Below are 20,384 nucleotides of genomic sequence, written 5' to 3'. Positions count from 1 at the left end.
AGGAAAGCTAGGGCCATAGGCCGGTGGCGTCGTCGGGTCGGTTGGCGTTCCGCAGCCCAGCGGCCGGCAGGGCCACCGGCACCACCAGCTCTGCCGCGAGCCAGTCCTGCAGCCGCCGCCCCCCCGCTGCCGTGAACGCCCGCAGCCGCCGGCACCGGCCCGGATGGGCCGGATAGAGCCCCAGCAGCGGCTGCAGCCGCCGGCCGTCGTGGGCCAGGTGGATGGGGGGGGGCCCAGTGGCAGCCGGGGTGCCAGCGGCGGCGTGGGTGGAGGCGGCCGCCAGCAGGGCCTCGAGGGCGGCGGTCTCCAGCCAGGGCATATCCACAGGGCAGAGGAGCAGGTCCTGGCCGGGGTGGTGCGCCATCAGCCGGTCGAGGGCCAGCAGCGGCCCCTCCCGGGGTGGCGGCTCCTCCAGGACCGTGATCGGCTGGCCCAGCCCGTCCCGCCGGGGCCGCGCCAGGGCGTGGTGGGCCCGGTGGTGGCTGACGAGGGTGATCGGCAGCGGCAGCGCCGCCAGTCGCCCGAGGCTGAACTCCAGCCAGGTGCCCCCGGCGGGATGGGGCAGCAGGGCCTTGTCCGTGCCCATGCGGCGGCTGGCGCCGCCGCTGAGCAGGCAGGCCCGCAGGCCGCTCATGGCAGCGGCGAACCGTCGGGGTCCGGGCCCACCAGGCCGAATTCCGCCAGGGCCCGCGGCAGGTTGCGGTGCTCATGGCCCGGATGGCTGAGCTTCACCAGGGCGAAGCGCTGCAGCTCATCGAGCTCCCCCCAGGCGTGGGGGGGCAGGGTCAGCCCCAGCTGGCGGCAGGAGGCGAGCAGCACCTCCGGGGGCTCGTCGCCCTGTTGCCAGGGGGCGCCGCAGGCGGGCTCCAGCCGGCCGGCGACGCCGGCGGCCATGGCGGCCGTGCGCCGCTCGAGCCAGCGGTCCAGCTCCGCCAGGGCCCCGGGGTCGTCGGGCCAGGCCAGCAGCCGCTGCCGTTCCCCCTCGTCGAGGTCGCTCCAGTGCACCAGCTTCAGCTTGACCCCCACCAGATCGAGCTTGCGCCGCACCGCCATGGGGATGCAGCGCAGGTCGCCGACGAAGTCGGCCTCAAAGCCGAAACAGTGGTCGTGGCGGCCCATGGACCCGGCCCCAGGCGGAACCCGAACCCTAGGAAGCCGGCGGGCGGGCCCTGGGCTCAGTCCAGCTGGAGCACGCCCCTGGTGCGCTGGCGGCGCTGCTGGTCCTGCTGCTCGAAACGGGCCAGGCAGTCCCCCTGGGGCACCAGGACGCAGCTCACGTACTCGGAGGCGTCGACCAGGGCCGCCCGGATCGCCTTGCCGGCGGGCGTGCGCTGGGCCTGGGACTGGTTGCTGCCGAAGTTGAGCGTGCCGGCGGCACCGGTGAGGGCCTGGCCGGTGCGGCCCATGTTCGGCGCCAGCCAGAGGGCCAGACCCGCCGCCGGCAGCAGGCTCACGCCGCTGGCGCTGGCACTGGCCGTGTTGCTGGCACGGCCTTCCACGGTGCGGGATCCGACCACTTCGCCGGTGGAGCTGTCCACCACGCGGATGTCGATCGCCACGTAGTCCTTCGTCTCCACCTGCTGGTTCTGCTTGCCGAAGCCCAGCAGGCCGAAGCTGTTGCCCGACTGCTTCTGCTCCACGTTGGTTTCGTAGGAGGTGACCGTTCCCAGCACGATGTAGCGCGCGCCGCGCATCTGACCCCTGCGGGCGGCGTCGGGGCCCTTCTTGACGATCCCCAGTTCCGCCAGCTCCTGCTCGGAAAGCACGTCCTTGAGCTGGCGCCGCTCCACCACCTGCAGCGTGCCGGTGCCCTGCAGCTCGTTGGCCAGGGCGGCGGCGAGATCATCGGCCACCGGACCCTGCCACCACCACGTGGGCTGGGTGACGGTGTTCTTGAAGGCGGGCACCGAGACGGTGGGGCGGGCCACCGGCTGACGGCTCTGGGCCAGGGCGGCGGCGGGGACGGCGGCGGCACCAAGGCTGAGGCCGAGGGCAAGCGAGCGGGGGAGATCACGGGCGACTCCGCCCAGGGTGCGTCTGCGCATGATCTGCGACGTGGCCATGGCGTGCCGTCCTGAAGCTGGTCCCGATACGGCGGGCATTCAAGCAAGTTCCGGCCGCGGCTGGGCGTTCCGCCCCGGTGGGGTCGGAGTGCACTCCAGCGCTGGAACTGGCCCAGGCCCGGCGGGCTTTCGTAGCCGATCTCACCGTGGGACCCCGCCAGGATTAGGTTCACTGAAGAGACCGCAGAGGCTTCTGACGAAGTCGCTCCCATGACCGCCACCGTCCCGTCGAGAGACGAGCTGCAGGACCACAGACCCTCCGGGGCCAGCCAGGGTCCCCGGCCGGCTCCGATGTTTGAGCTGATCCCCTACGAGAAGTTCCGCGACACCCCCTCGGTGCGCTTCTTCGACATCACCGTGCCCAGCTCGAACAAGCGGGATCTGGTGGTCCACTCGGGCCCGGCGGTGAGCCCCCCGGACTGCCAGGAGACCGGCAGCTGGCAGTTCTATCTCCACCCCCACCAGGAGGACAACCTGCTCGCCATGCATGGCGGCCGCACCTTCTTCCTGGTCAATCTCGGCTGGAACTATCCGTATCACATCGTTCGCCTCGACTGCGGCGGCGACATTCTGCGCATACCTCCCGGCACGTTCCACCGCTCCGTCTCCGACCCCGACGGCTCCCTGGTGCTCAACCAGGCCGTGCGCGAGGAGGGTGCCAGCGTGGTGCGGGAGTTCCGGGTGTACAACAGCCACCGCATCCCCCGGCTGTTCGCCGTCACCTCCAAAACCGCCCCGTTGCCCAAGCTGCACGGGGTGAGCTGGTAAGCGGAGGGCTCAGGCCGTCGCGGCGCGGTCCAGGAGGGCGCCGAAGTCCCTGGCGGGCATCGGCTTGCCCAGCAGGTGACCCTGGAACTGGTCACAGCCCAGGTTCCGCAGCATCCCCAGCTGCTCGGCGGTTTCCACCCCTTCCGCCAGGGTCATCAGCCCCAGCTCCTTGGCCATCACGATGGTGGCCTTGACGATGGCCAGGTCGGCGTCGTCGTTACCCAGCCGTTCCACGAAGAACCGGTCGATCTTGAGTTTGTCGAGCGGCAGGGAGTGGAGCATGGCCAGGGACGAGTAGCCCGTGCCGAAATCGTCGATCGCCAGGCTGAAGCCGCTCTCGGCGAGCTGCCGCAGCTGCTCCCCCGCACGCTCGGGATCGTTCAGCAGGGCCGTTTCGGTGATCTCCAGCTCGAGATTCTCCGGCACCAGGTCGTAGGCGCTCAGGGCCCCGGCCAGCAGCTCGGAGAGGGAGGGATGCTCGGCCCCCAGCTGGAGCGGCGAGATGTTGATCGCCAGTTTTCCCAGCCGCAGCCCCTGGCGGTGCCACTCCTGCAGCTGCCGGCAGGCCTCCTCGATCACCCAGAGGCCGATGGTGTGGATCTGGCCGGTCTTCTCCGCCAGCGGGATGAACACGTTGGGGGACACCATCCGGCCGTTCTGATCACGCCAGCGCAGCAGGGCCTCGGCCCCGGCGATCCGGCTGCCACCCCGGTCGATCTGGGGCTGGTAGAACAGCCGCAGCTGCTCCCTGTCGATCGCCCGGCCCAGGCTGAGCTCCAGCTCGAGGCGCTCGCGCAGCTGCAGGCTGATCTCCGGGGTGTAGAAGCGCAGCTGGTTCTTGCCGTGCTGCTTGGCCTCCATCAGGGCCGTGTTGGCACAACGCAGCAGGGTGTCGGGGTCGGAGCCGTGGTCGGGGGCCAGGGCCACCCCGAGCGAGGCGCTGGGCTGGACCGCCAGGCCGGTGCCCATTCCGGGGCTGTTACCGAGGGTGCGCCGGATCTGCTCCGCCCACTGCAGGGCCTCGAGCCGGTCGGCCATGGCCATGGGCCGCAGCAGGATGAACTCATCACTGCCCACCCGGGCCAGCCAGTCGTCCGGCCGCATCAGGTGGCGCAGGCAGCTGCCGCTGGCCTGGAGTACCTGGTTGCCGATCTCATGGCCCAGGCTGTTGTTGATCGACTGGAAGTTGTCGAGGTCGAGGTTGATCAGGGCGATGCCGCGCTCGGAGCCGGCCATGCGCAGCAGGCGGGCCAGCTGGCGGACGGCGGCGGCCTTGTTGGGCAGCCGGGTGAGGGGATCGACGAAGGCGATGCGCTCCAGCCGCTGCTGGATCTCGTGCTGCTCGCTGATGTCCTGGACGGTGCCCACCGTGGTGAGCGGCTCGCCGTCGGCGCCCAGGGTGGTGCGCCCCCGCTCCAGCACCATCTTCAGCAGCCCGTCGCCGAGCAGCAGCCGATGCTCGATCCGGTAGGGCCGCCCCGTGCGGAAGGACTCCTGGAAGGTGGCGTCGACCAGGGAGCGGTCCTCCGGGTGGACTGTCTGGAGAAAGTGGCCATAGGAGGGGGCCGTCAGCTCCGGGGCGGTGTTGAAGATGCTGTAGGTCTCGTTCGACCAGAGCAGTTCCCCCGTGCGGTGGTTCAGCTCCCAGCTGCCCACATGGGTGAGCCGCTCGGCCTCCTGCAGCAGGGATCCCAGCCGGGAGCTTTCCCGCAGGGCCGTGTCCAGTTCGGTGCGGTCGCGGTGACTCACCAGGGCCACCAGCCGGCCGCAGAGGACGAGCACCTGATAGCTCACGGACACGTCCCGGCAGGCGCCGCAACGGGCCCGGTGGCGTGTGGCGAAGCTGCCCCTGGGCTGCTGGCGCATCACCCGCAGCTGGTCGTGCATCAGGTCGTCGGCCAGCTCCGCGTCCGCCTGGATCGCCGCCGGATTGAGGGTGAGGAAGTGCTCCCGGGAGTAGCCGAGCCGCTCGTGGGCCGAACGGTTGCAGTCGATGAAATGGCCACTGGCCAGATCAAGGACAACCAGATCGTCGCTGCCCAGGTCGGCGGCAAAACGCAGTGCATCGCCGACGCTGTCGACGCAAGGAATCAGCCCCTGTTCCGCCGGGGTGCTGAACCAGAAGGATTGCACTGACGGTTCCATTCACGCAGGATCTTAGGCAGCGTTTTCATTGCTGACCAGGATGGGGAAGAAAACCCCCTGCCAAGCTGAAGCGCAGCGGGATGGAGGCTTCGCATCTGAAGATTCCACTGGAAACGTGGGAAGTCCAGGGCCTGAGAAGTGAGGAAAAGAGAAGAATTGAATGCAGCCTGATCGCCGGGCCGAGCTCGGATTTCGGTGCTTGTGCGGTCCAGCGATATGGGGCGCCGCCGGCGCCTCAGTCGATCCTGAGGTCGATGGTGAGATCCGTCGGGCGCTGACGTCCCCGCCAGGGGGGAGCCTCGGGCCGCGGCCCGGCCTGGGGCGCCGCCACGGGATCGAAGCGGTGACCGTCCGGGTGCAGCTGGAAGACCCGATCGCCGCCGGGGGTGCGCAGCAGGAGCTCCAGGGGCATGTGGGGCTCGATCGCCGGATGCAGGCATGGGTAGAGCCGCTGGAAGCGGAAGCGGACCGCCAGCGGCAGGCCGGCCCCGTCGGCGGCGGGCTCCAGCGGCAGGGGCCGGCCGTTGAGGAACAGCCCGCAGTCGCGGCGGAAGGCGGCATTGGCCACCACTTCGAAGCGGCGCAGGGAGCCGTCGATGAACCGGCTGGTGAAGCCTCCCTGCACCGGGGTGTCGCAGATCAGGGGCCAGGGCTCGGGGGCCGGCCGCAGCTCCAGGGCAGGCGCCGTCCCGGTGGCGTCCACCTCCCCCTGCCAGCGCAGCAGGGGCGGGAAACGCCACTCCCAGATGGCCCGGAAGGGCGCCGGATCCAGGGCCAGATCATCGGCGGCCAGGTCGGCCAGGATGGCCTCCAGGTCGGCCCACAGCTGGCTGGGCAGCAGCTGGCGGTCGTGCAGGGCCGACCCCCAGTCGTGCAGGCTCCCGGGCCGGTGGCGCGGCTCCAGCAGGTGGGCCGCCAGGGCGCTCCACAGCAGGGCGATCGTGCTGCTCCACTCCATGCGGGGCAGGCTCTCCAGCGCCCGGAACTCCACCAGCCCCAGGCATCCGGCCGGGGCCCCGGGATTCCAGAACTTGTCGAAGCTGATCTCGCTGCGGTGGTTGTTGCCGCTGCGGTCGGCGTGCAGATGGCGCAGCGTCTCGCCGATCAGGCCCCGGACATCGCCGAAGGGCTCCCCCGAGGGCTGGCCCTCCGCCTGTTCGATGGCCCGGTAGGCCAGCTCCAGGTCGAAGCATTCACCGATCGCCTCGTCCGGCCGGGGCGACTGGGAGGCCGGGCCCACCCCGGGGCCGCAGAACAGGTAGGCCAGCGACGGATGCCGCTGCCAGTAGCGCAGGATCCCGGTCAGCCAGGCCGGGCGGGAGAAGAAGGGGTGGTGGGCCAGGTCGGGGCCACCCCAGAGCAGGTGGTTGCCGCCGCCGGTGCCCTCCTGGCGGCCGTCACCCAGGTCCTTCCAGCTGCGCAGCCCCACCCGCTCGCCGGCCTCCTCCAGCCGCTGCAGCCAGCGGCGGTACTCCATCCAGCTGTGGCAGACGGGCAGGTTGATCTCCAGCACGCCGGGGTCGGCCGTGAGCCCCAGCACCTGCCAGCGCTCACCGGCATCGAGGGGAAGCACGCCGCTCAGCCGGGGCGCCGCCAGCGGGCCGAGGCTGTCGGCCACTGCCTGCAGCAGCAGCCGCAGGGGTTCCCGCTCCAGGGGGGGCAGGAACAGCTCCCAGCCGTCGGGGTCCACCTCCAGGGTGAGCACCTGGCGGGGCACGTCCTCGGGCAGGTGCTCCAGGGGCAGGCGCAGGCCGGCGGGGCCGGGGGCGCCGGTGAGTTCCCGCAGGCTTTCCTCGAGGGGCCAGGGTGCCACCGCCCAGGCCACCGCCGCCGCCGGGTCGTCCGCCTCGGGCGGCGCCACGCTCAGGGGGGCGGCCCAGACCCGGCGCTCGGGTTCGAAGGGATCCCGCAGCACCACGGGCTGGAGCGTGAGGCCCAGCCGCCCACCCAGCTGCTCCAGCCAGGCCGGGGCCGCCTCGGCCGTCAGCGGTGCTCCCTCCAGGCCGGGCTGGCAGAGGCCGGGCCAGCGCACCGGCGCCGTGCCGTCATCGCCCAGGAACAGACGCAGGGCCCAGCGGGGGTTGACCTCGCCGTCGTAACGCTTGCCGGGGCAGTACAGGAGGGTGCTGCCGGGCCAGACACGCTGCTGCAGATCCCGGGCCAGGGCCCGGGCGATCGGCAGCTTGGTGGGTCCATCGGCGGTGACGCTCCACTCCGGCCCCTCCGGCTCGAGGGGCACCAAGGTGGGCTCACCGCCGAGGGTGAGCTGGATGCCGGCGGCCCGGAGGCGGGACTCGGCCGCCTCGGCCACCCTGTCCATCCAGCTCATGCGGGCCAGCTCATGTGGGTTGGGGGAGGCTCATGGGGACGGGCTGGGAATCACGCTGCAGGCATTGACGGGAACCGGCGCCACCTTCCAGATGCGCTCGGCGTACTCCTGGATGGAGCGGTCGCTGCTGAAGAAGCCGCAGCGGGCCGTGTTGAGCACGGACATCATGCTCCACCGTCCCGCATCGCACCAGGCGCTGTCGACCTCGTTCTGGGCGCGGCGATAGTCGCCCAGGTCGGCCATCACCCGGAAGGGGTCGCTGCTGCAGAGGTTGGCCAGCAGCGGATGGAACAGGTCGCGATCCCCTTCGCTGAAGTGGCCCGAACCGATCAGGTCGATGGCCTCCTTGGCCAGGGCGTCGTTCTCCAGCCAGGGCATCGGGTGGTAGCCGCTGCGGTTGATGGCGGCCAGCTGCTCGGCGGTGTGGCCGAACAGGAAGAAGTTGTCGTCGCCGACCCGCTCGCGGATCTCGATGTTGGCCCCGTCGAGGGTGCCGATCGTGAGGGCGCCGTTGAGGGACATCTTCATGTTGCCCGTGCCGGAGGCCTCCATGCCGGCGGTGGAGATCTGCTCCGACAGGTCGACGGCGGGGTAGATCTTCTGGCCCAGCTTGACGCTGAAGTTGGGCAGGAAGATCACCCGCAGGCGGCCGTCCATCGCCGGGTCGATGTTGATGATCTCCGCCATGCCCACGATCAGGCGGATGATCAGCTTGGCCATGGCGTAGCCGGGGGCCGCCTTGCCGCCGAAGATCACCGTGCGCGGCGGCAGGTCCTCCCCGGCCCGCAGGCGCAGGTAGCGCTCCACCACCTGCAGGGCGGCCATGTGCTGGCGCTTGTACTCATGGATGCGCTTCACCTGCACGTCGAACAGGGAAGCGGGGTCCACCAGCACGCCGGTGTCCTGGCGGATCGTGGCGGCCAGGCGCTCCTTGGACTGCTCCCGCACCCGCTGCCAGCGCTCCAGGAACGCCGCGTCGGTGGCCAGGGGCTCGAGCCGGCGCAGCTGGTCGAGGTGCCGGCACCAATCGGTGCCGATGGCGTCGTTGAGCAGGGCGGCCAGGGGCGGGTTGGCGACCGCCAGCCAGCGCCGCGGTGTGACCCCGTTGGTGATGTTGGTGAAGCGATCCGGCCACACCCGGGCGAAGTCGGCGAACAGGTTCTCCTTCAGCAGGCGGCTGTGCAGTTCCGCCACCCCATTCACCGTGTGGCTGCCCACCACCGCCAGGTGGGCCATGCGCACCTTGCGGTGCGGCCCCTCCTCGATCAGGGACAGCCGCTCCAGCAGCTCCGGCTGACCAGGGAAGCGGATGCGCAGGGTGCGCAGGAAGCGGGCATTGATCTCATAGATGATCTGCAGCTGGCGCGGCAGCAGCTGCTGGAACAGCTCCAGCCCCCAGGCCTCGAGGGCTTCCGGCAGCAGGGTGTGGTTCGTGTAGCTGATCGTGGCGGTGGTGATGCTCCAGGCGGTGTCCCAGTCGACCCCGTGCACGTCGATCAGCAGCCGCATCAGTTCCGCCACGGCGATCGCCGGATGGGTGTCGTTGAGCTGCACCGCGAACTTGCGGTGGAACTCGGTGACCGGGATCCCCTGGCTGGCCAGGATGCGGAACATGTCCTGCAGGGAGCAGGAGACGAAGAAGATCTGCTGGCTGAGCCGCAGGCGCTTGCCCTGCTCCAGCTCGTCATTCGGGTAGAGCACCTTGGAGAGGGTCTCCGACTGCACCTTGTGCAGCACGGCCCGGGTGTAGTCGCCGGCGTTGAAGGAGGCGAAGTCGAAGGCGTCCGGCGCCTGGGCCGACCACAGCCGCAGGGTGTTGGCGGTGTGGACGCCGTAGCCCAGGATCGGGGTGTCGTAGGCCACACCGATCACGGTCTGGCCCCCGATCAGCACCGGATAGCTCCATTCCGGCCGGATCACCTCCCAGGGGTTGCCGCGCGCCAGCCATGGATCGGTGCTCTCCATCTGGCCGTTGGGGCCGATCTGCTGACGGAAGATCCCGAACTCGTAGCGGATGCCGTAGCCGATGGCCGGAAGCTCGAGGGTGGCCATCGACTCCTGGAAACAGGCCGCCAGCCGGCCCAGGCCGCCGTTGCCCAGGCCCGGCTCCGGCTCCTCCGCCAGCATCTCCTCGAGGGAGAGGCCGAGGGCCTCGCAGGCGGCCGCGGCCTCCTCCCGCAGCCCGAGGCTCACCAGGTTGTTCTCCAGGTGGGGCCCCAGCAGGTACTCCGCCGACATGTAAGTGGCGGTGCGGACGTGCTGGCTGGTGTAGGTGTCGGCCGTGTCCACCCAGCTGGTCAGCAGGATGTCCCGGACCGCCAGCGACAGGCAGACATAGTGGTCGTGGGTGGTGGCGAGGGAAGCGGACTTGGCCTGGCTGGAGAACAGATGGCGCCGCATCGCCTCCAGGAGGGCCTGGCCCTTGGGCGGGCACGGGGCGGGTGTGGGGCTGGCCATGGGGACGGGCGGCGGTCGGCGGAGTGGACCAGTCCTGGCCTGGGGAGTACCGCCGCCGCTGATGCATCGGCTACCAGCCGGCGCACCTTAAGAGTGGCTTCGCTTCCGCTGGCCTCGCTTCAGCCGTGCAGCACCTCGTGCCAGGCGGAGCCCATGGGGGTGGGCTCCAGCAGCTCCGCCTCGATCCTCCATTCCAGCTCGCTGTCCACCCCCGTGGGGCCCGAGAAGCTGCCGTTCACCGCCGCGGTGAGCGTGGGCTTGGAGGAGGTGGCCAGGGTGATGTAGCGGTCGTCGACGCTGCCCATGCCGCTGGGGTCGAACCCCCGCCAGCCCGCCCCGGGCAGGTAGACCTCCGCCCAGGCGTGCAGGTCGTACTGCTTCGGCTGTGGCTCCACCAGGTGATAGCCGCTCACGAACCGGGACGGCAGGCCGACACAGCGGCAGGTCTCGACCATCAGCATCGCCAGGTCGCGGCAGGAACCGACCCGTTCCTTGAGGGTGCGCCCCGCCGGCCAGGCGGGCCCCACGTGCCGCTGGGTGTACTTGACCCGGTCCTTGATGATCTCCACCAGCTGCTCCAGGAACATCAGCCCCCGCTGGTCGCTGCCCATCAGCGCCTCCTGGGCCAGGTCCACCGCGGCGGGATCGTGCTGGCCGTTGGGCAGCCAGCCCTCCAGGGAGCCCAGCAGATCGCCGTTGAGGTGCCCCACCGGATAGGGCAGCAGCGGCTCCTGATCCTCCAGGCAGCTGGCCAGGGCCGGGGGCTGCTGGGTCTCCACATCGCTGATGGCCTGCACCCGGAAGTGCTCGGTGCTGCCCGTGAAGCGGGCCCGCAGGATCTCATCACCGCTGGCGGCCAGCAGCGGATAGAAGCGGGAGGGCTCCGGCGTGACCGCCAGATGGAAGTGCAGCAGGCGCTGGAAGCCGTGGCCGCGGGGTTTCAGGCAGAACCGGTGCGGACCCAGGAAGACCGGAGCGCTGTAGCGGTAGTCGAAGGTGTGGGTTATGCGGGCTCGCATGCCGCCTCCTGACTGGCGGTGGTGCCGGCAGGGGCGATGAAGTAGCGCGCTTCGATCAGCTCATGCAGGCGATTGAGATCGGACTGGAAGTTGTCGATGGCTTCATGGAGCCCGGTGGCCACCAGTTCGTCGATCCTGGTGAAGCTCCAGTGGGCCAGGGTGAGCCCGATCAGGCACTCCAGATCGTCAGCGGGGCGGGGAACGGAGCTGCCGCGGATGATCCGCAGTGTCTCGTTGATCCGCTCCAGGCAGTAGCGCACCGAGCGGGGGAAGATCGGATCCAGCAGCAGGAACGCCGCCACGGCTTTGGGTTCGATGGCCTGCTGGCTGGACTGGCGGAACATCTGGTAAGCCCCGGCCGAGCGCAGCAGGGAGATCCACTGCAGCTCGTCGAGCACCCCGCCCACCTCCTCGGGGGACGGCAGCAGCAGGAAGTATTTGACGTCGAGGATCCGGGTGGTCTTGTCGGCCCGCTCGAGCAGCCGCCCCAGCCGGCTGAACTGCCAGGAGAGGTCGCGGCTGAGGGTGGCGTCGGTGATGCCGTAGAAGAGCTGGCAGGCGCGGCGGATCTCCCGCAGCTGCTCCTGGGGCGGCTGCTGCCAGAAGGCGTCCTCCTGCAGCGTCCAGTAGATGTCGTTGATCTGCTCCCACATCTCCGTGGTCATCACCTCACGGATCTGGCGGGCGTTCTCCCGGGCGTTGCCGATGCAGTTGAGAACACTGCTGGGGTTCTCAGCCTCCCGCACCAGGAAATGGATCACCGCCTCGGGGGTGACCACCGGGCAGAGCTCATCGAAGAGCTTGCGGTCGCCGCTGGCATCGATCAGGGGCAGCCAGGGCTCGGCGCTGCCGGGGGGACAGTCGAGGGCCATGGCCTCGCTCACCTCCACGAACCGGGAGATGTTCTCGGCCCGCTCGACGTTGCGGTTGATCCAGTAAAGGGAGTCGGCGACGCGGCTCAGCATGGGGCTTCATCCACGATCCAGGTGTCCTTGCAGCCGCCGCCCTGGGAGGAGTTGACCACCAGGGACCCGCGCCGCAGCGCCACCCGGGTGAGGCCGCCGGGGCTCACCCAGGCGTCCTTGCCGCGCAGCACGTAGGGCCGCAGATCCACGTGGCAGGGGTAGAGCTCCCCTTCGCTCAGGGAGGGCACGGTGGAGAGCTCCAGGGTCGGCTGGGCGATGTAGTTGCGGGGGTTGGCCTGGATCTTGACGGCGAACTCCTCGATCTCCGCCTGGGTGGCATGGGGGCCGATCAGCATCCCGTAGCCGCCGGCCTCTGCCACCGCCTTCACCACCAGCTCGCCGAGATGGGCCAGCACGTAGGCCTGGTCGTCGGGGCGGGAGCAGATGTAGGTGGGGACGTTCTCGATGATGGGCTCCTCGCCCAGGTAGTAGCGGATCATCTCGCCCACGTAGGCGTAGATCAGCTTGTCATCGGCGACGCCGGTGCCGGGGGCATTGGCGATCGCCACCCGACCCGCCGCATAGGCGCCCATCAGCCCCCTGACGCCGAGGAGCGAATCGCTGCGGAACACGGCCGGGTCGAGGAAATCGTCATCGATGCGGCGGTAGATCACGTCGACCGCCTCCAGGCCGGCGGTGCTGCGCATCCAGACCCGATCCCCCTCACACACCAGATCGCGCCCCTCCACCAGCTGGATGCCCATCTGCTGGGCCAGGTAGCTGTGCTCGAAGTAGGCGCTGTTGAACACCCCGGGGGTGAGCAGCACCACCTTGGGGGTGTCGGTCCAGGGGGCCAGCTCCCGCAGGGTCTGCAGCAGGTGGGAGGGGTAGTCGTCGATGGGCTGCACGGTGCGGCCGGCGAACAGGCTCGGGAACATGCGCTTCATGACGCGCCGGTTCTCGAGGAAGTAGGCCACCCCCGAGGGACAGCGCAGGTTGTCCTCCAGCACCCGCCAGGTGCCGTCGCCGTCGCGCACCAGATCGAGGCCGGAGATGTGGCACCAGCGGCCGAGGGGCGGTTGGAAACCCTGCATCTGGGGCCGCCAGCCCTGGGAGCTTTCGACGTCGGCCCTGGGCACCACCCCGTCGGCGAGGATCTTCTGGTCGCCGTAGACGTCGGCCAGGAAGCGGTCGATCGCCTCCAGCCGCTGGAACAGCCCCCGCTCCAGCCGCTCCCAGTCCCGGGCGCCGATCAGGCGGGGGAGGGGATCGAAGGGGAGGATCCGCTCGACGCCCTTGCTGTCGGAATCGTTGAGCCGGAAGGTGGCGCCGAGCCGCTTGAGCAGCATGCCGGCGGCGGCGTGGTTGCGGTTCAGCTGGTCCAGACCCATCTGGCCCAGGGAGGACAGCAGGGGGGTCAGGGTCGCCCTCGGCTGGTCGGTGGAGGTGAAGTACTCGTCGTACCCCTGGTTCGGTTTGTACTGACTGAACATTCCACACCCGTCCGCGCGCTTGGATCCTGCAGTGCCGCCGGGGTGGCCACCCGTTGCCGTTGCTACGAAACCCAGGGTGCCTTGCCGGCCTCCGACGGGTGCCGGCAAGGCACCCCGACGGGCGGCGCCGACGAATAGCGCTTTGATAAGCGTTGGTCCCTGCGGGATCGGCAGGGTTGAGGATGAACAGAACGGCAGGGGGTAAGGGCCATGCTGATGAGCCAGAGCGGATCCCAGCCTTCCTCGGCTCCGCGGGCCCCGGGCGTCCAGCTGCGCGAAAAGGAGCAGGGCGGAACCCGCCGGGAGAAGCGCCTCTTTGCCCGCCATTCCATCGAGAGTTGCCGCACCATCGCCGTCCGGCGCCTCGACGGCGATGGCCAGCCCTGCGGACGCTGGTTCCTCGCCGACATCGCCGACGTGGCCGAGGGCGGGATGTGCCTGATCGCCAATGAGGACCAGGCCCTGGAGCTGGGGCAGTGGCTCCTGCTGGATGTGCGTTCCCATCCCGGCTTCGGCCAGCTGCGCCTGCGGGCCCGGCTGCGCTGGCTCACCCGGGCCCATTTCGCCCTCAGCTTCGGCGTCGCCTTCGCCACCCCCCTCCAGGAGGTGCCTGTGCTTTCGGTGGAGCGGCGCGGCACACGCCGCGATCCCAACCAGGAGGAATGGGCCGTTCAGGAGGAGCGGGAGCGGGTGGCCCTCTGACCCCCGGCCCCCTCCCTCACCGGTCCTCAGAGCAGCCGTTACAGCAGGAAGTAGCGCTGCGCCATCGGCAGCACCTCCGCCGGCTCGCAGGTGAGCAGCTCCCCGTCGGCGAAGACCTCGTAGGTCTGGGGGTCCACCTCCACCTTGGGCAGGGCGGTGTTGTTGCGCATCTGGGCCTTGCCGATGCCCCGGGTCTGGACCACCGGCACACAGGCCCGCTTCAGGCCGAGGCGGCTGGGCAGGTCGTCCTCAAGGCAGGCCTGGCTGACGAAGTTGAGGCAGCTGGCCGCCAGGGATCCGCCGTAGGCGGCGAACATCGGCCGGCCGTGGACGGGGCCCGGGGTGGGGATCGAGGCGTTGGCATCCCCCATCTGGGCCCAGACGATCGAGCCCCCCTTGATCACCAGCTCCGGCTTGACGCCGAAGAAGCCCGGCTTCCACAGCACCAGGTCGGCCAGCTTGCCCACCTCCACCGAGCCGATCTGGCTGTCGAGGCCATGGGCGATGGCGGGATTGATCGTGAGCTTGGCGATGTAGCGCTTAAGGCGGGTGTTGTCGTTGCGGCCGCCGCGGGGACCGGCGGCGTCCTCGGGGAGGAAGCCGCGCTGCACCTTCATCTTGTGGGCTGTCTGGAAGGTGCGGGTGATCACCTCACCGACGCGGCCCATGGCCTGGGAATCGCTGGCGATGATGCTGAAGGCCCCCAGGTCGTGGAGGATGTCCTCGGCGGCGATCGTCTCGCGGCGGATGCGCGATTCGGCGAAGGCCACGTCCTCCGGGATGCGGGGATCGAGGTGGTGGCACACCATCAGCATGTCGAGGTGCTCCTCGAGGGTGTTGACGGTGTAGGGCTTGGTGGGGTTGGTGGAGCTGGGCAGCACGTTGGCCTCGCCGCAGATCCGGATGATGTCGGGGGCGTGGCCGCCGCCGGCCCCCTCGGTGTGGAACGTGTGGATGGTGCGGCCGCCGATGGCCCGGATCGTGTCCTCCACGAAGCCGGCCTCGTTGAGGGTGTCGGAGTGGATGCAGACCTGCACGTCGTACTTGTCGGCCACCGTCAGGCAGCAGTCGATGGCCGCCGGGGTGGTGCCCCAGTCCTCGTGCAGCTTCAGCCCACAGGCACCGGCGCGGATCTGCTCCTCGATCGCCGTCGGGGTGCTGGCGTTGCCCTTGCCGTAGAAGCCCAGGTTGATCGGCAGCCCCTCGGCGGCCTGGAACATGCGGGCCAGGTGGAAGGCGCCGGGGGTGCAGGTGGTGGCGTTGGTGCCGGTGGCCGGGCCGGTGCCGCCGCCCAGCAGGGTGGTGACGCCGGAGGCGAGGGCGGTTTCGATCTGCTGGGGGCAGATGAAGTGGATGTGGGTGTCGATCGCCCCGGCGGTGACGATGTGCCCCTCCCCGGCGATGGCCTCGGTGCCGGGGCCCACCACGATCGTCACCCCATCGGTGATATCGGGGTTGCCCGCCTTGCCGATGGCGCAGATGCGGCCGTCCTTCAGGCCGATGTCGGCCTTGACGATGCCCCACCAGTCGAGGATCAGGGCATTGGTGATGACCGTGTCGACGGCGCCCTCGGAGCGGGGGGTCTGGGCCTGGCCCATGCCGTCGCGGATCACCTTGCCGCCGCCGAACTTCACCTCATCGCCATAGGTGGTGCAGTCGCTCTCCACCTCCAGGATCAGTTCGGTGTCGGCCAGCCGCAGGCGGTCGCCGGTGGTGGGGCCGTAGGTCTCGGCGTAGGCACGGCGGTCAATTCGGTAAGCCATGGGGGTTCAGTCGAGGGGGCCGTTCACCAGACCGTTGAAGCCGAACACGCGACGGTCGCCGACGTAGGGCACCAGATGCACGTCCCGCTGGTCGCCGGGCTCGAAGCGGATGGCGGTGCCGGCGGGGATGTCGAGCCGCAGGCCGCGGGCCGCCTCGCGGTCGAACTCGAGGGCGCCGTTGGCTTCATAGAAGTGGAAGTGGGAACCCACCTGCACGGGCCGGTCGCCCCGGTTCGCCACCGACAGGGTGGTGACCGGGCGGCCGACGTTGAGATCGATCGTGCCGGGCTCGGGGATCAGTTCGCCGGGGATCAGGGGGGGCATGGCGGGGTGGGGGATCAGCGGATCGGTTCGTGGAGGGTGACGAGCTTGGTGCCGTCGGGGAACATCGCCTCGATCTGCACCTCGGGAATCAGCTCGGGCACCCCCTCCATCACCTGATCCCGGCTCAGCCAGGTGGTGCCCTCCCGCATCAGCTCCGCCACGCTGCGGCCGTCGCGGGCCCCTTCGATCACCTGGAAGCTGAGCCAGGCCACCGCCTCGGGATGGTTGAGCTTCAGGCCCCGGCCGAGTCGCCGCTCCGCCAGCAGGGCGGCGGTGACGATCAACAGCTTGTCTTTCTCCTGGGGGGTGAGGTTCATGCAGGCTGCGCTGGCCGGCCCCACTCTCGCAGCGCTCCGGCACCGGGTCAGGTTCAGAAGGAACGTTCGCTGCCCCGATCAGCGCCGCTGGAGCACCCCCTGGCCGTTGAGGTTGAGGTTGTCGATCCGCACCGCCGTGGCCCGGCCGTCGGGGCCGACCGTGAAGCTGACAGCGCTGGGGCCGTAGGCGTTCTCGCCGGCGGGCTGGTAGCGGAAGGTGTCGCCGCTCACCGGGGTGAGGGGGAAGGGGGTCAGCCTCGGCCCAAGCTGCAGCTCGAGGCCATCGCCGCGGCGCATCACCGCGGCCGGGCCCACGTAGGCATTGGCGTAGCTGCCGGTGTAGGCGTCGGCGGGGCGGGCGGGCAGGGGCCGGGCCGGGGTGACCACGGCGGGGTAGTCCTGCTGCTCCATGCCCCGGAACAGGGGGCGCAGGGCGGCGAGGTAGTCGCGCTTCACCGTTCCGGTGGTGGCCAGGTCGAGGAAGCTGAGGCTGAGGGCCTCCGGCACCCCCAGGGGCTGGCTGTTGGAGAGCACGATGATGCCGAGGGATTCCGCCGGCAGCAGGTAGACGGCCGTGGCGGCGCCGAGGTCGAAGGCGCCCGAATGGCCCAGCTGCACCGTGCCCCGATCGGTATAGCTCACGTTCCAGCCCAGCCCGTAGAAGCCGGCCCGGTCGGTGGCCGGATCGCGGGGCGGCTGGCTGACGATCTGGGGCCGGTGGGTCTCGGCCAGGGCGGCGCCGTCCACCAGCACACGGCCATCGAGGCGGCCGCCGGCCAGCTGCAGCCGCAGCCACTGGCCCAGATCCCGCACGCTGGAGCTCACGCCGCCGGCCGGGGCCTGGGCATCGGCATCCCGCTGGTAGCGGGCCACCCAGCGGCCCCCCTCCGGCACGTGCAGGGAGGCGCGGTTGGCGGCGCCGGCGAAGTCGGCGTGGCGGGAGCTGGTGCGGCTCATGCCCAGGGGCCCGTAGAGCCGTTCGCTGGAGAGCTGCTCCCAGGGCCGGCCGACGGCGTTGGCGGCGGCCACGGCGCCGGCGGTGAAGCCGAAGTTGGTGTAGGCGTAGTCGGCGCGGAAGCGGTTGCCGGTGGGCAGCAGCCGCAGCCGCTCCAGGATCGTGGCCCGATCGAAGCCCAGGTCCTCGAGGTGATCACCGGCGTGGTCCGGCAGGCCGCTGCGGTGGGACAGCAGGTCGCGGATGGTCACCAAGGGGGCGATGGCCGGCGGACCGATCCGGGCCACCGGCAGGGTGCGCAGCACCGGGTCGTCCCAGCCCACGCGCCCGTCGCCCACCAGGCCGGCCACCACCGTGGAGGCGATCGGCTTCGAGAGCGACGCCAGCTGGAAGACGGTGTCGGCATCCACCGCGCCGGGCTCGCCCACCCGCCGCAGGCCGTAGCCCTTGAGGAACACCACCCGGTCGGCATGCACCACCACGATCGCCAGGCCCGGGACACCGGTGCTGCGCTGCATCTCCGTAGCCAGGGCATCGAGCCGGGGCAGGGCGGCCGCCAGGCTTTCCGCCGTCACCTGGCGCGGCGGCGGCGGCGGGCCGGAGGGGGGCTCGGCGCTGCGGGCGGCCCCCGGGAGCTGGAGCGCCAGACCCAGAACCAGGGCGGCCGCCCCGGGGCGGCGCAGGACGCTTGGGGCCACGGCAACGCCGGCAACTCGGGGAAAGCTAGGCCTGGCGGAGGCCCCCGACCCGGTGCTCAGAAGCCGCCGCCGCCGCCGCCTCCATCGCCGCCGCCGGAGCTGCCTCCACCGGAGCTGCCGCTGGAGCTGCTGGAGCTGCTCGGTGACGACTGCATGGCGCCGGTGGTGGTGCTGAAGCAGTCCTCCAGGCTGGTGCCGAAATCCGTCAGATCGAAGTCACCGCTGCCGACGTACCAGCTGGGGGCCACTTCGAGGATCCCCTGGAACGCAGCTGTCCACTGCCGGGTCAGGCCCGCCACCATCGCGTAGGGCAGGAAGCGCTCGAACAGCTCCGGCGTCAGCACCACCCGCTCCAGCCGCGGCGCCTCCACCCGGCGCAGGAACTCCTGGAAGCCGAGGGTCTGGCGCAGCACCGCCGTGCCCCGGCTGGTGCGGCTGGGCATGATCCAGGCGAACACGCCCACCAGCACCACCGTCAGCGCCAGGGAGCCGAAGGTCAGCCACGGGTGCGCCTCCCCCTGCAGCAGCACGATGTCGTGGGGCAGCAGCACCAGGGCCAGCGCCACCGCCGCACCGGCCAGTCCCAGGCCGCCGAAGAAGGTGAGGGCCCGCACGGTGCCGGGCCAGCGCCGGAAGAACCGCTCCGCCAGCACCGCCTGCTTCACCAGCCGCTCGAAGCCGGGCACATGAACGTAGTAATGGTCGCGAAGCTGATCGGTGCTGACCGTGTCCCCTGCCGTGCCTGAGGGGAACAGGGTGTCGAGGAGGTAGGCCTCATGGGGCAGCAGCGCCGACCTCTGACCCGGCTCGCCCAGCAGGGTGAACACGTAGCGCTTGCCCAGATTCAGGAACAGCAGCTTCCGCTGGTCCTGCTCGATGCGCAGCTGGCCCTTCACCGCCAGCGCCACCAGGGTGGCCGAAAGGGCGGTTCCGCTCACCTGCTCCGCCACCAGGCTGCCCAGCACCGCCGGCGGCAGCCCCTCAGGGGGTTCGTAGGCTACCGGCACCGCGCCCACCGCCGGATCCCGTCCGATCCGCCACCAAAGCGGGCCCAGCACGCCGGCGCACAGCAGGGGCAGCAGCAGGGCCAGCCGACCCTGCCACCAGTCGATCAGCTGGGCCAGGGCCGAGGGCGGCGGCACCAGCCCCTTGGCGAAGCCCACCGCCAGGGTGAAGCCCTCGCCGGGCTCCAGCCGCCGGGTGGTGGTGCTGGACACCGTGTCGGCACCGACCGCCAGGGTGGCGTTCCGGTCACGGGCGCCGCGGGGCCCGGTGTAGATTGAAGCGTGGAGTCCGGACACACCCGGCGGCAGCTGCACCCGGGCCGAGGCCCGCTCGATCGGAACCTCCCAGGCGTTGCCGGTCACGTTCCAGTTGAATTCGTCGTGGTCCGGGTAGAAGCGCAGACCGCGCTTCAGCCGGTAGGTGATCACGGCCGTGCGGCTGGTGTTCTCGGCGCCGGGGATCCAGATCTTCAGTTTCAGGTCGGCACCGGGGTGGCTGCTCTCGTAGCGGAAGGGCCGGCCCTCGGGGTCGGTGACCGCCAGCACCCGCAGCCCGAGGGGTTCGAGCCCACCGGGCCGCCGGGCCAGCAGGGGGATCTGGCGCACCAGGCCGTTCCAGGAGCCATCGAAGCGGGCGGTGAGGGTTTCGCTCACCTGCACGGCACCGGTGGGCTCCACCACCGCCTGCATCTGGAAATCGGTGAGCGTGAGCTGGCGCTCACCGGCACTGAGGGCGGCGCCGGCCCCCCAGGGGGCCAGGAGCAGCAGGGTCAGGGTCAGGCCGAGCAGCCCACCCAGCCCCCAGCGCCAGCGCCGCCACAGTCTCCGGGTGGCCGGAGGGCCCTCAGCCATCGAAGCGGACGGCGGGAACCGCCGCTTCGGCCGGGTTCTCCAGCTCGAAATAGGTGCGCGGGCGGATCGCGAAGCCACCGGCCACCAGGTTGGAGGGGAACTGCACGATCGCCGTGTTCAGGTCCCGCACCACGGCGTTGTAGTAGCGACGGGCGCTCTGGAGGGTTTCTTCGATCTGGCTGAGGTTGGTCTGCAGGGTCTGGAAGCTCTCCACCGCCCGCAGGGCCGGGTAGGCCTCCGCCAGGGCGAACAGCTGGCCGAGCGATGCCCCGAGGGCCTGCTCCGCCTGCTGCTGCTCCCGGGGCCCCCGGGCCGCCATGGCAGCGTTACGGGCTTCGATCACGGTCCGGAAGCTTTCCTTTTCGTGGCTGGCGTAACCCCGCACCGTCTCCACCAGGTTGGGGATCAGGTCGTGACGGCGCTTCAGCTGCACGTCGATGTCGGCCCAGGCGTTATCCGCCAGCACCTGCAGCTGGGCCAGGCGGTTGTAGATCAGGATCAACCCGACGGCGGCGACCGCCACCAGGATCAGCAGCAGCGGCATGGCCCAGCGGTAGGTTAGGGCCCAAGCCTAGGGGCGTTGTCCGGCT

Annotated in this window: 17 protein-coding genes; 2 read left to right on the top strand and 15 right to left on the bottom strand. The window is 70.6% G+C overall.

The features are described 5' to 3' along the window. Positions 1-7: 7 nt before the first annotated feature. Genes KBZ08_RS06395 through KBZ08_RS06385 form a run of 3 tightly spaced genes read right to left on the bottom strand, consistent with a single transcriptional unit; the run spans position 8 to position 2,063 of the window. Positions 8-634 (bottom strand): molybdenum cofactor guanylyltransferase, encoded by a 627-nt coding sequence (locus KBZ08_RS06395; RefSeq protein WP_254972098.1) that lies wholly within the window; start codon positions 632-634, stop codon positions 8-10. Beyond that, positions 631-1,119 carry a nitrate reductase associated protein gene (locus tag KBZ08_RS06390; protein ID WP_254972097.1) on the bottom strand — a complete coding sequence of 163 codons (489 nt, stop codon included), beginning with the start codon at positions 1,117-1,119 and terminating at the stop codon, positions 631-633. The genes KBZ08_RS06395 and KBZ08_RS06390 overlap by 4 nt, the downstream gene beginning before the upstream one ends. A gap of 56 nt (positions 1,120-1,175) precedes the next feature. After that, positions 1,176-2,063 (bottom strand): CsgG/HfaB family protein, encoded by an 888-nt coding sequence (locus KBZ08_RS06385; RefSeq protein ID WP_254972096.1) that lies wholly within the window; start codon positions 2,061-2,063, stop codon positions 1,176-1,178. Positions 2,064-2,354: 291 nt separating this feature from the next. Here KBZ08_RS06385 and KBZ08_RS06380 point away from each other — a divergent pair, with 291 nt between their 5' ends. Then, the gene (locus tag KBZ08_RS06380) at positions 2,355-2,831 is read left to right on the top strand and encodes a hypothetical protein (RefSeq protein ID WP_015110109.1); all 477 of its coding nucleotides are present in this window, start codon (positions 2,355-2,357) and stop codon (positions 2,829-2,831) included. Positions 2,832-2,840: 9 nt separating this feature from the next. Here the strand turns inward: KBZ08_RS06380 and KBZ08_RS06375 are convergent, their stop codons facing one another. From KBZ08_RS06375 to KBZ08_RS06350, 6 genes are all read right to left on the bottom strand, one after another. Next, positions 2,841-4,976, bottom strand: a complete 2,136-nt coding sequence (locus KBZ08_RS06375) for a bifunctional diguanylate cyclase/phosphodiesterase (protein ID WP_254972095.1) — start codon at positions 4,974-4,976, stop codon at positions 2,841-2,843. 235 nt (positions 4,977-5,211) lie between these two features. Beyond that, complete coding sequence (locus tag KBZ08_RS06370; protein WP_254972094.1) at positions 5,212-7,305, bottom strand: transglutaminase family protein; 2,094 nt, start codon at positions 7,303-7,305, stop codon at positions 5,212-5,214. A 30-nt stretch (positions 7,306-7,335) separates the two neighbouring features. Continuing rightward, positions 7,336-9,762 carry a glycogen/starch/alpha-glucan phosphorylase gene (locus tag KBZ08_RS06365; protein WP_106219580.1) on the bottom strand — a complete coding sequence of 809 codons (2,427 nt, stop codon included), beginning with the start codon at positions 9,760-9,762 and terminating at the stop codon, positions 7,336-7,338. 119 nt (positions 9,763-9,881) lie between these two features. Beyond that, positions 9,882-10,781, bottom strand: coding sequence for a transglutaminase family protein (locus KBZ08_RS06360; RefSeq protein WP_106219581.1), 900 nt, complete (start codon positions 10,779-10,781; stop codon positions 9,882-9,884). Continuing rightward, positions 10,766-11,746: an alpha-E domain-containing protein gene (locus tag KBZ08_RS06355; RefSeq protein WP_106219582.1), complete on the bottom strand. Its 981-nt coding sequence runs from the start codon at positions 11,744-11,746 to the stop codon at positions 10,766-10,768. The genes KBZ08_RS06360 and KBZ08_RS06355 overlap by 16 nt, the downstream gene beginning before the upstream one ends. Next, positions 11,740-13,179 carry a circularly permuted type 2 ATP-grasp protein gene (locus tag KBZ08_RS06350; RefSeq protein WP_254972093.1) on the bottom strand — a complete coding sequence of 480 codons (1,440 nt, stop codon included), beginning with the start codon at positions 13,177-13,179 and terminating at the stop codon, positions 11,740-11,742. Before KBZ08_RS06350 ends, KBZ08_RS06355 begins: the two co-directional genes overlap by 7 nt. Before the next feature lie 216 nt (positions 13,180-13,395). Here KBZ08_RS06350 and KBZ08_RS06345 point away from each other — a divergent pair, with 216 nt between their 5' ends. Next, positions 13,396-13,881, top strand: coding sequence for a PilZ domain-containing protein (locus tag KBZ08_RS06345; protein ID WP_254972092.1), 486 nt, complete (start codon positions 13,396-13,398; stop codon positions 13,879-13,881). A gap of 38 nt (positions 13,882-13,919) precedes the next feature. On the opposite strand, the gene ureC is transcribed toward KBZ08_RS06345, so the two are convergent. From ureC to KBZ08_RS06315, 6 genes are all read right to left on the bottom strand, one after another. Next, positions 13,920-15,644, bottom strand: coding sequence for an urease subunit alpha (ureC, locus tag KBZ08_RS06340; RefSeq protein ID WP_254972091.1), 1,725 nt, complete (start codon positions 15,642-15,644; stop codon positions 13,920-13,922). Positions 15,645-15,650: 6 nt separating this feature from the next. Next, entirely contained in the window at positions 15,651-15,968 is a 318-nt protein-coding gene (locus tag KBZ08_RS06335) for an urease subunit beta (protein ID WP_094585297.1), read from the bottom strand. Positions 15,969-15,982: 14 nt separating this feature from the next. Then, complete coding sequence (locus KBZ08_RS06330; protein WP_015110097.1) at positions 15,983-16,285, bottom strand: urease subunit gamma; 303 nt, start codon at positions 16,283-16,285, stop codon at positions 15,983-15,985. 78 nt (positions 16,286-16,363) lie between these two features. Beyond that, entirely contained in the window at positions 16,364-17,938 is a 1,575-nt protein-coding gene (locus tag KBZ08_RS06325) for a serine hydrolase (protein WP_254972090.1), read from the bottom strand. A gap of 56 nt (positions 17,939-17,994) precedes the next feature. Then, on the bottom strand, positions 17,995-19,794 hold the full coding sequence (locus tag KBZ08_RS06320) for a DUF2207 domain-containing protein (protein WP_254972089.1): 1,800 nt from the start codon (positions 19,792-19,794) through the stop codon (positions 17,995-17,997). After that, the gene (locus KBZ08_RS06315) at positions 19,787-20,338 is read right to left on the bottom strand and encodes a LemA family protein (protein ID WP_254972088.1); all 552 of its coding nucleotides are present in this window, start codon (positions 20,336-20,338) and stop codon (positions 19,787-19,789) included. The genes KBZ08_RS06320 and KBZ08_RS06315 overlap by 8 nt, the downstream gene beginning before the upstream one ends. Positions 20,339-20,384 lie beyond the last annotated feature (46 nt).

Source organism: Cyanobium sp. Candia 9D4 (assembly GCF_024346155.1).
In the GTDB taxonomy this organism is placed as follows: Bacteria; Cyanobacteriota; Cyanobacteriia; order PCC-6307; family Cyanobiaceae; genus Cyanobium; species Cyanobium minutissimum.
This window is presented reverse-complemented; position numbering and strand designations above follow the sequence as displayed.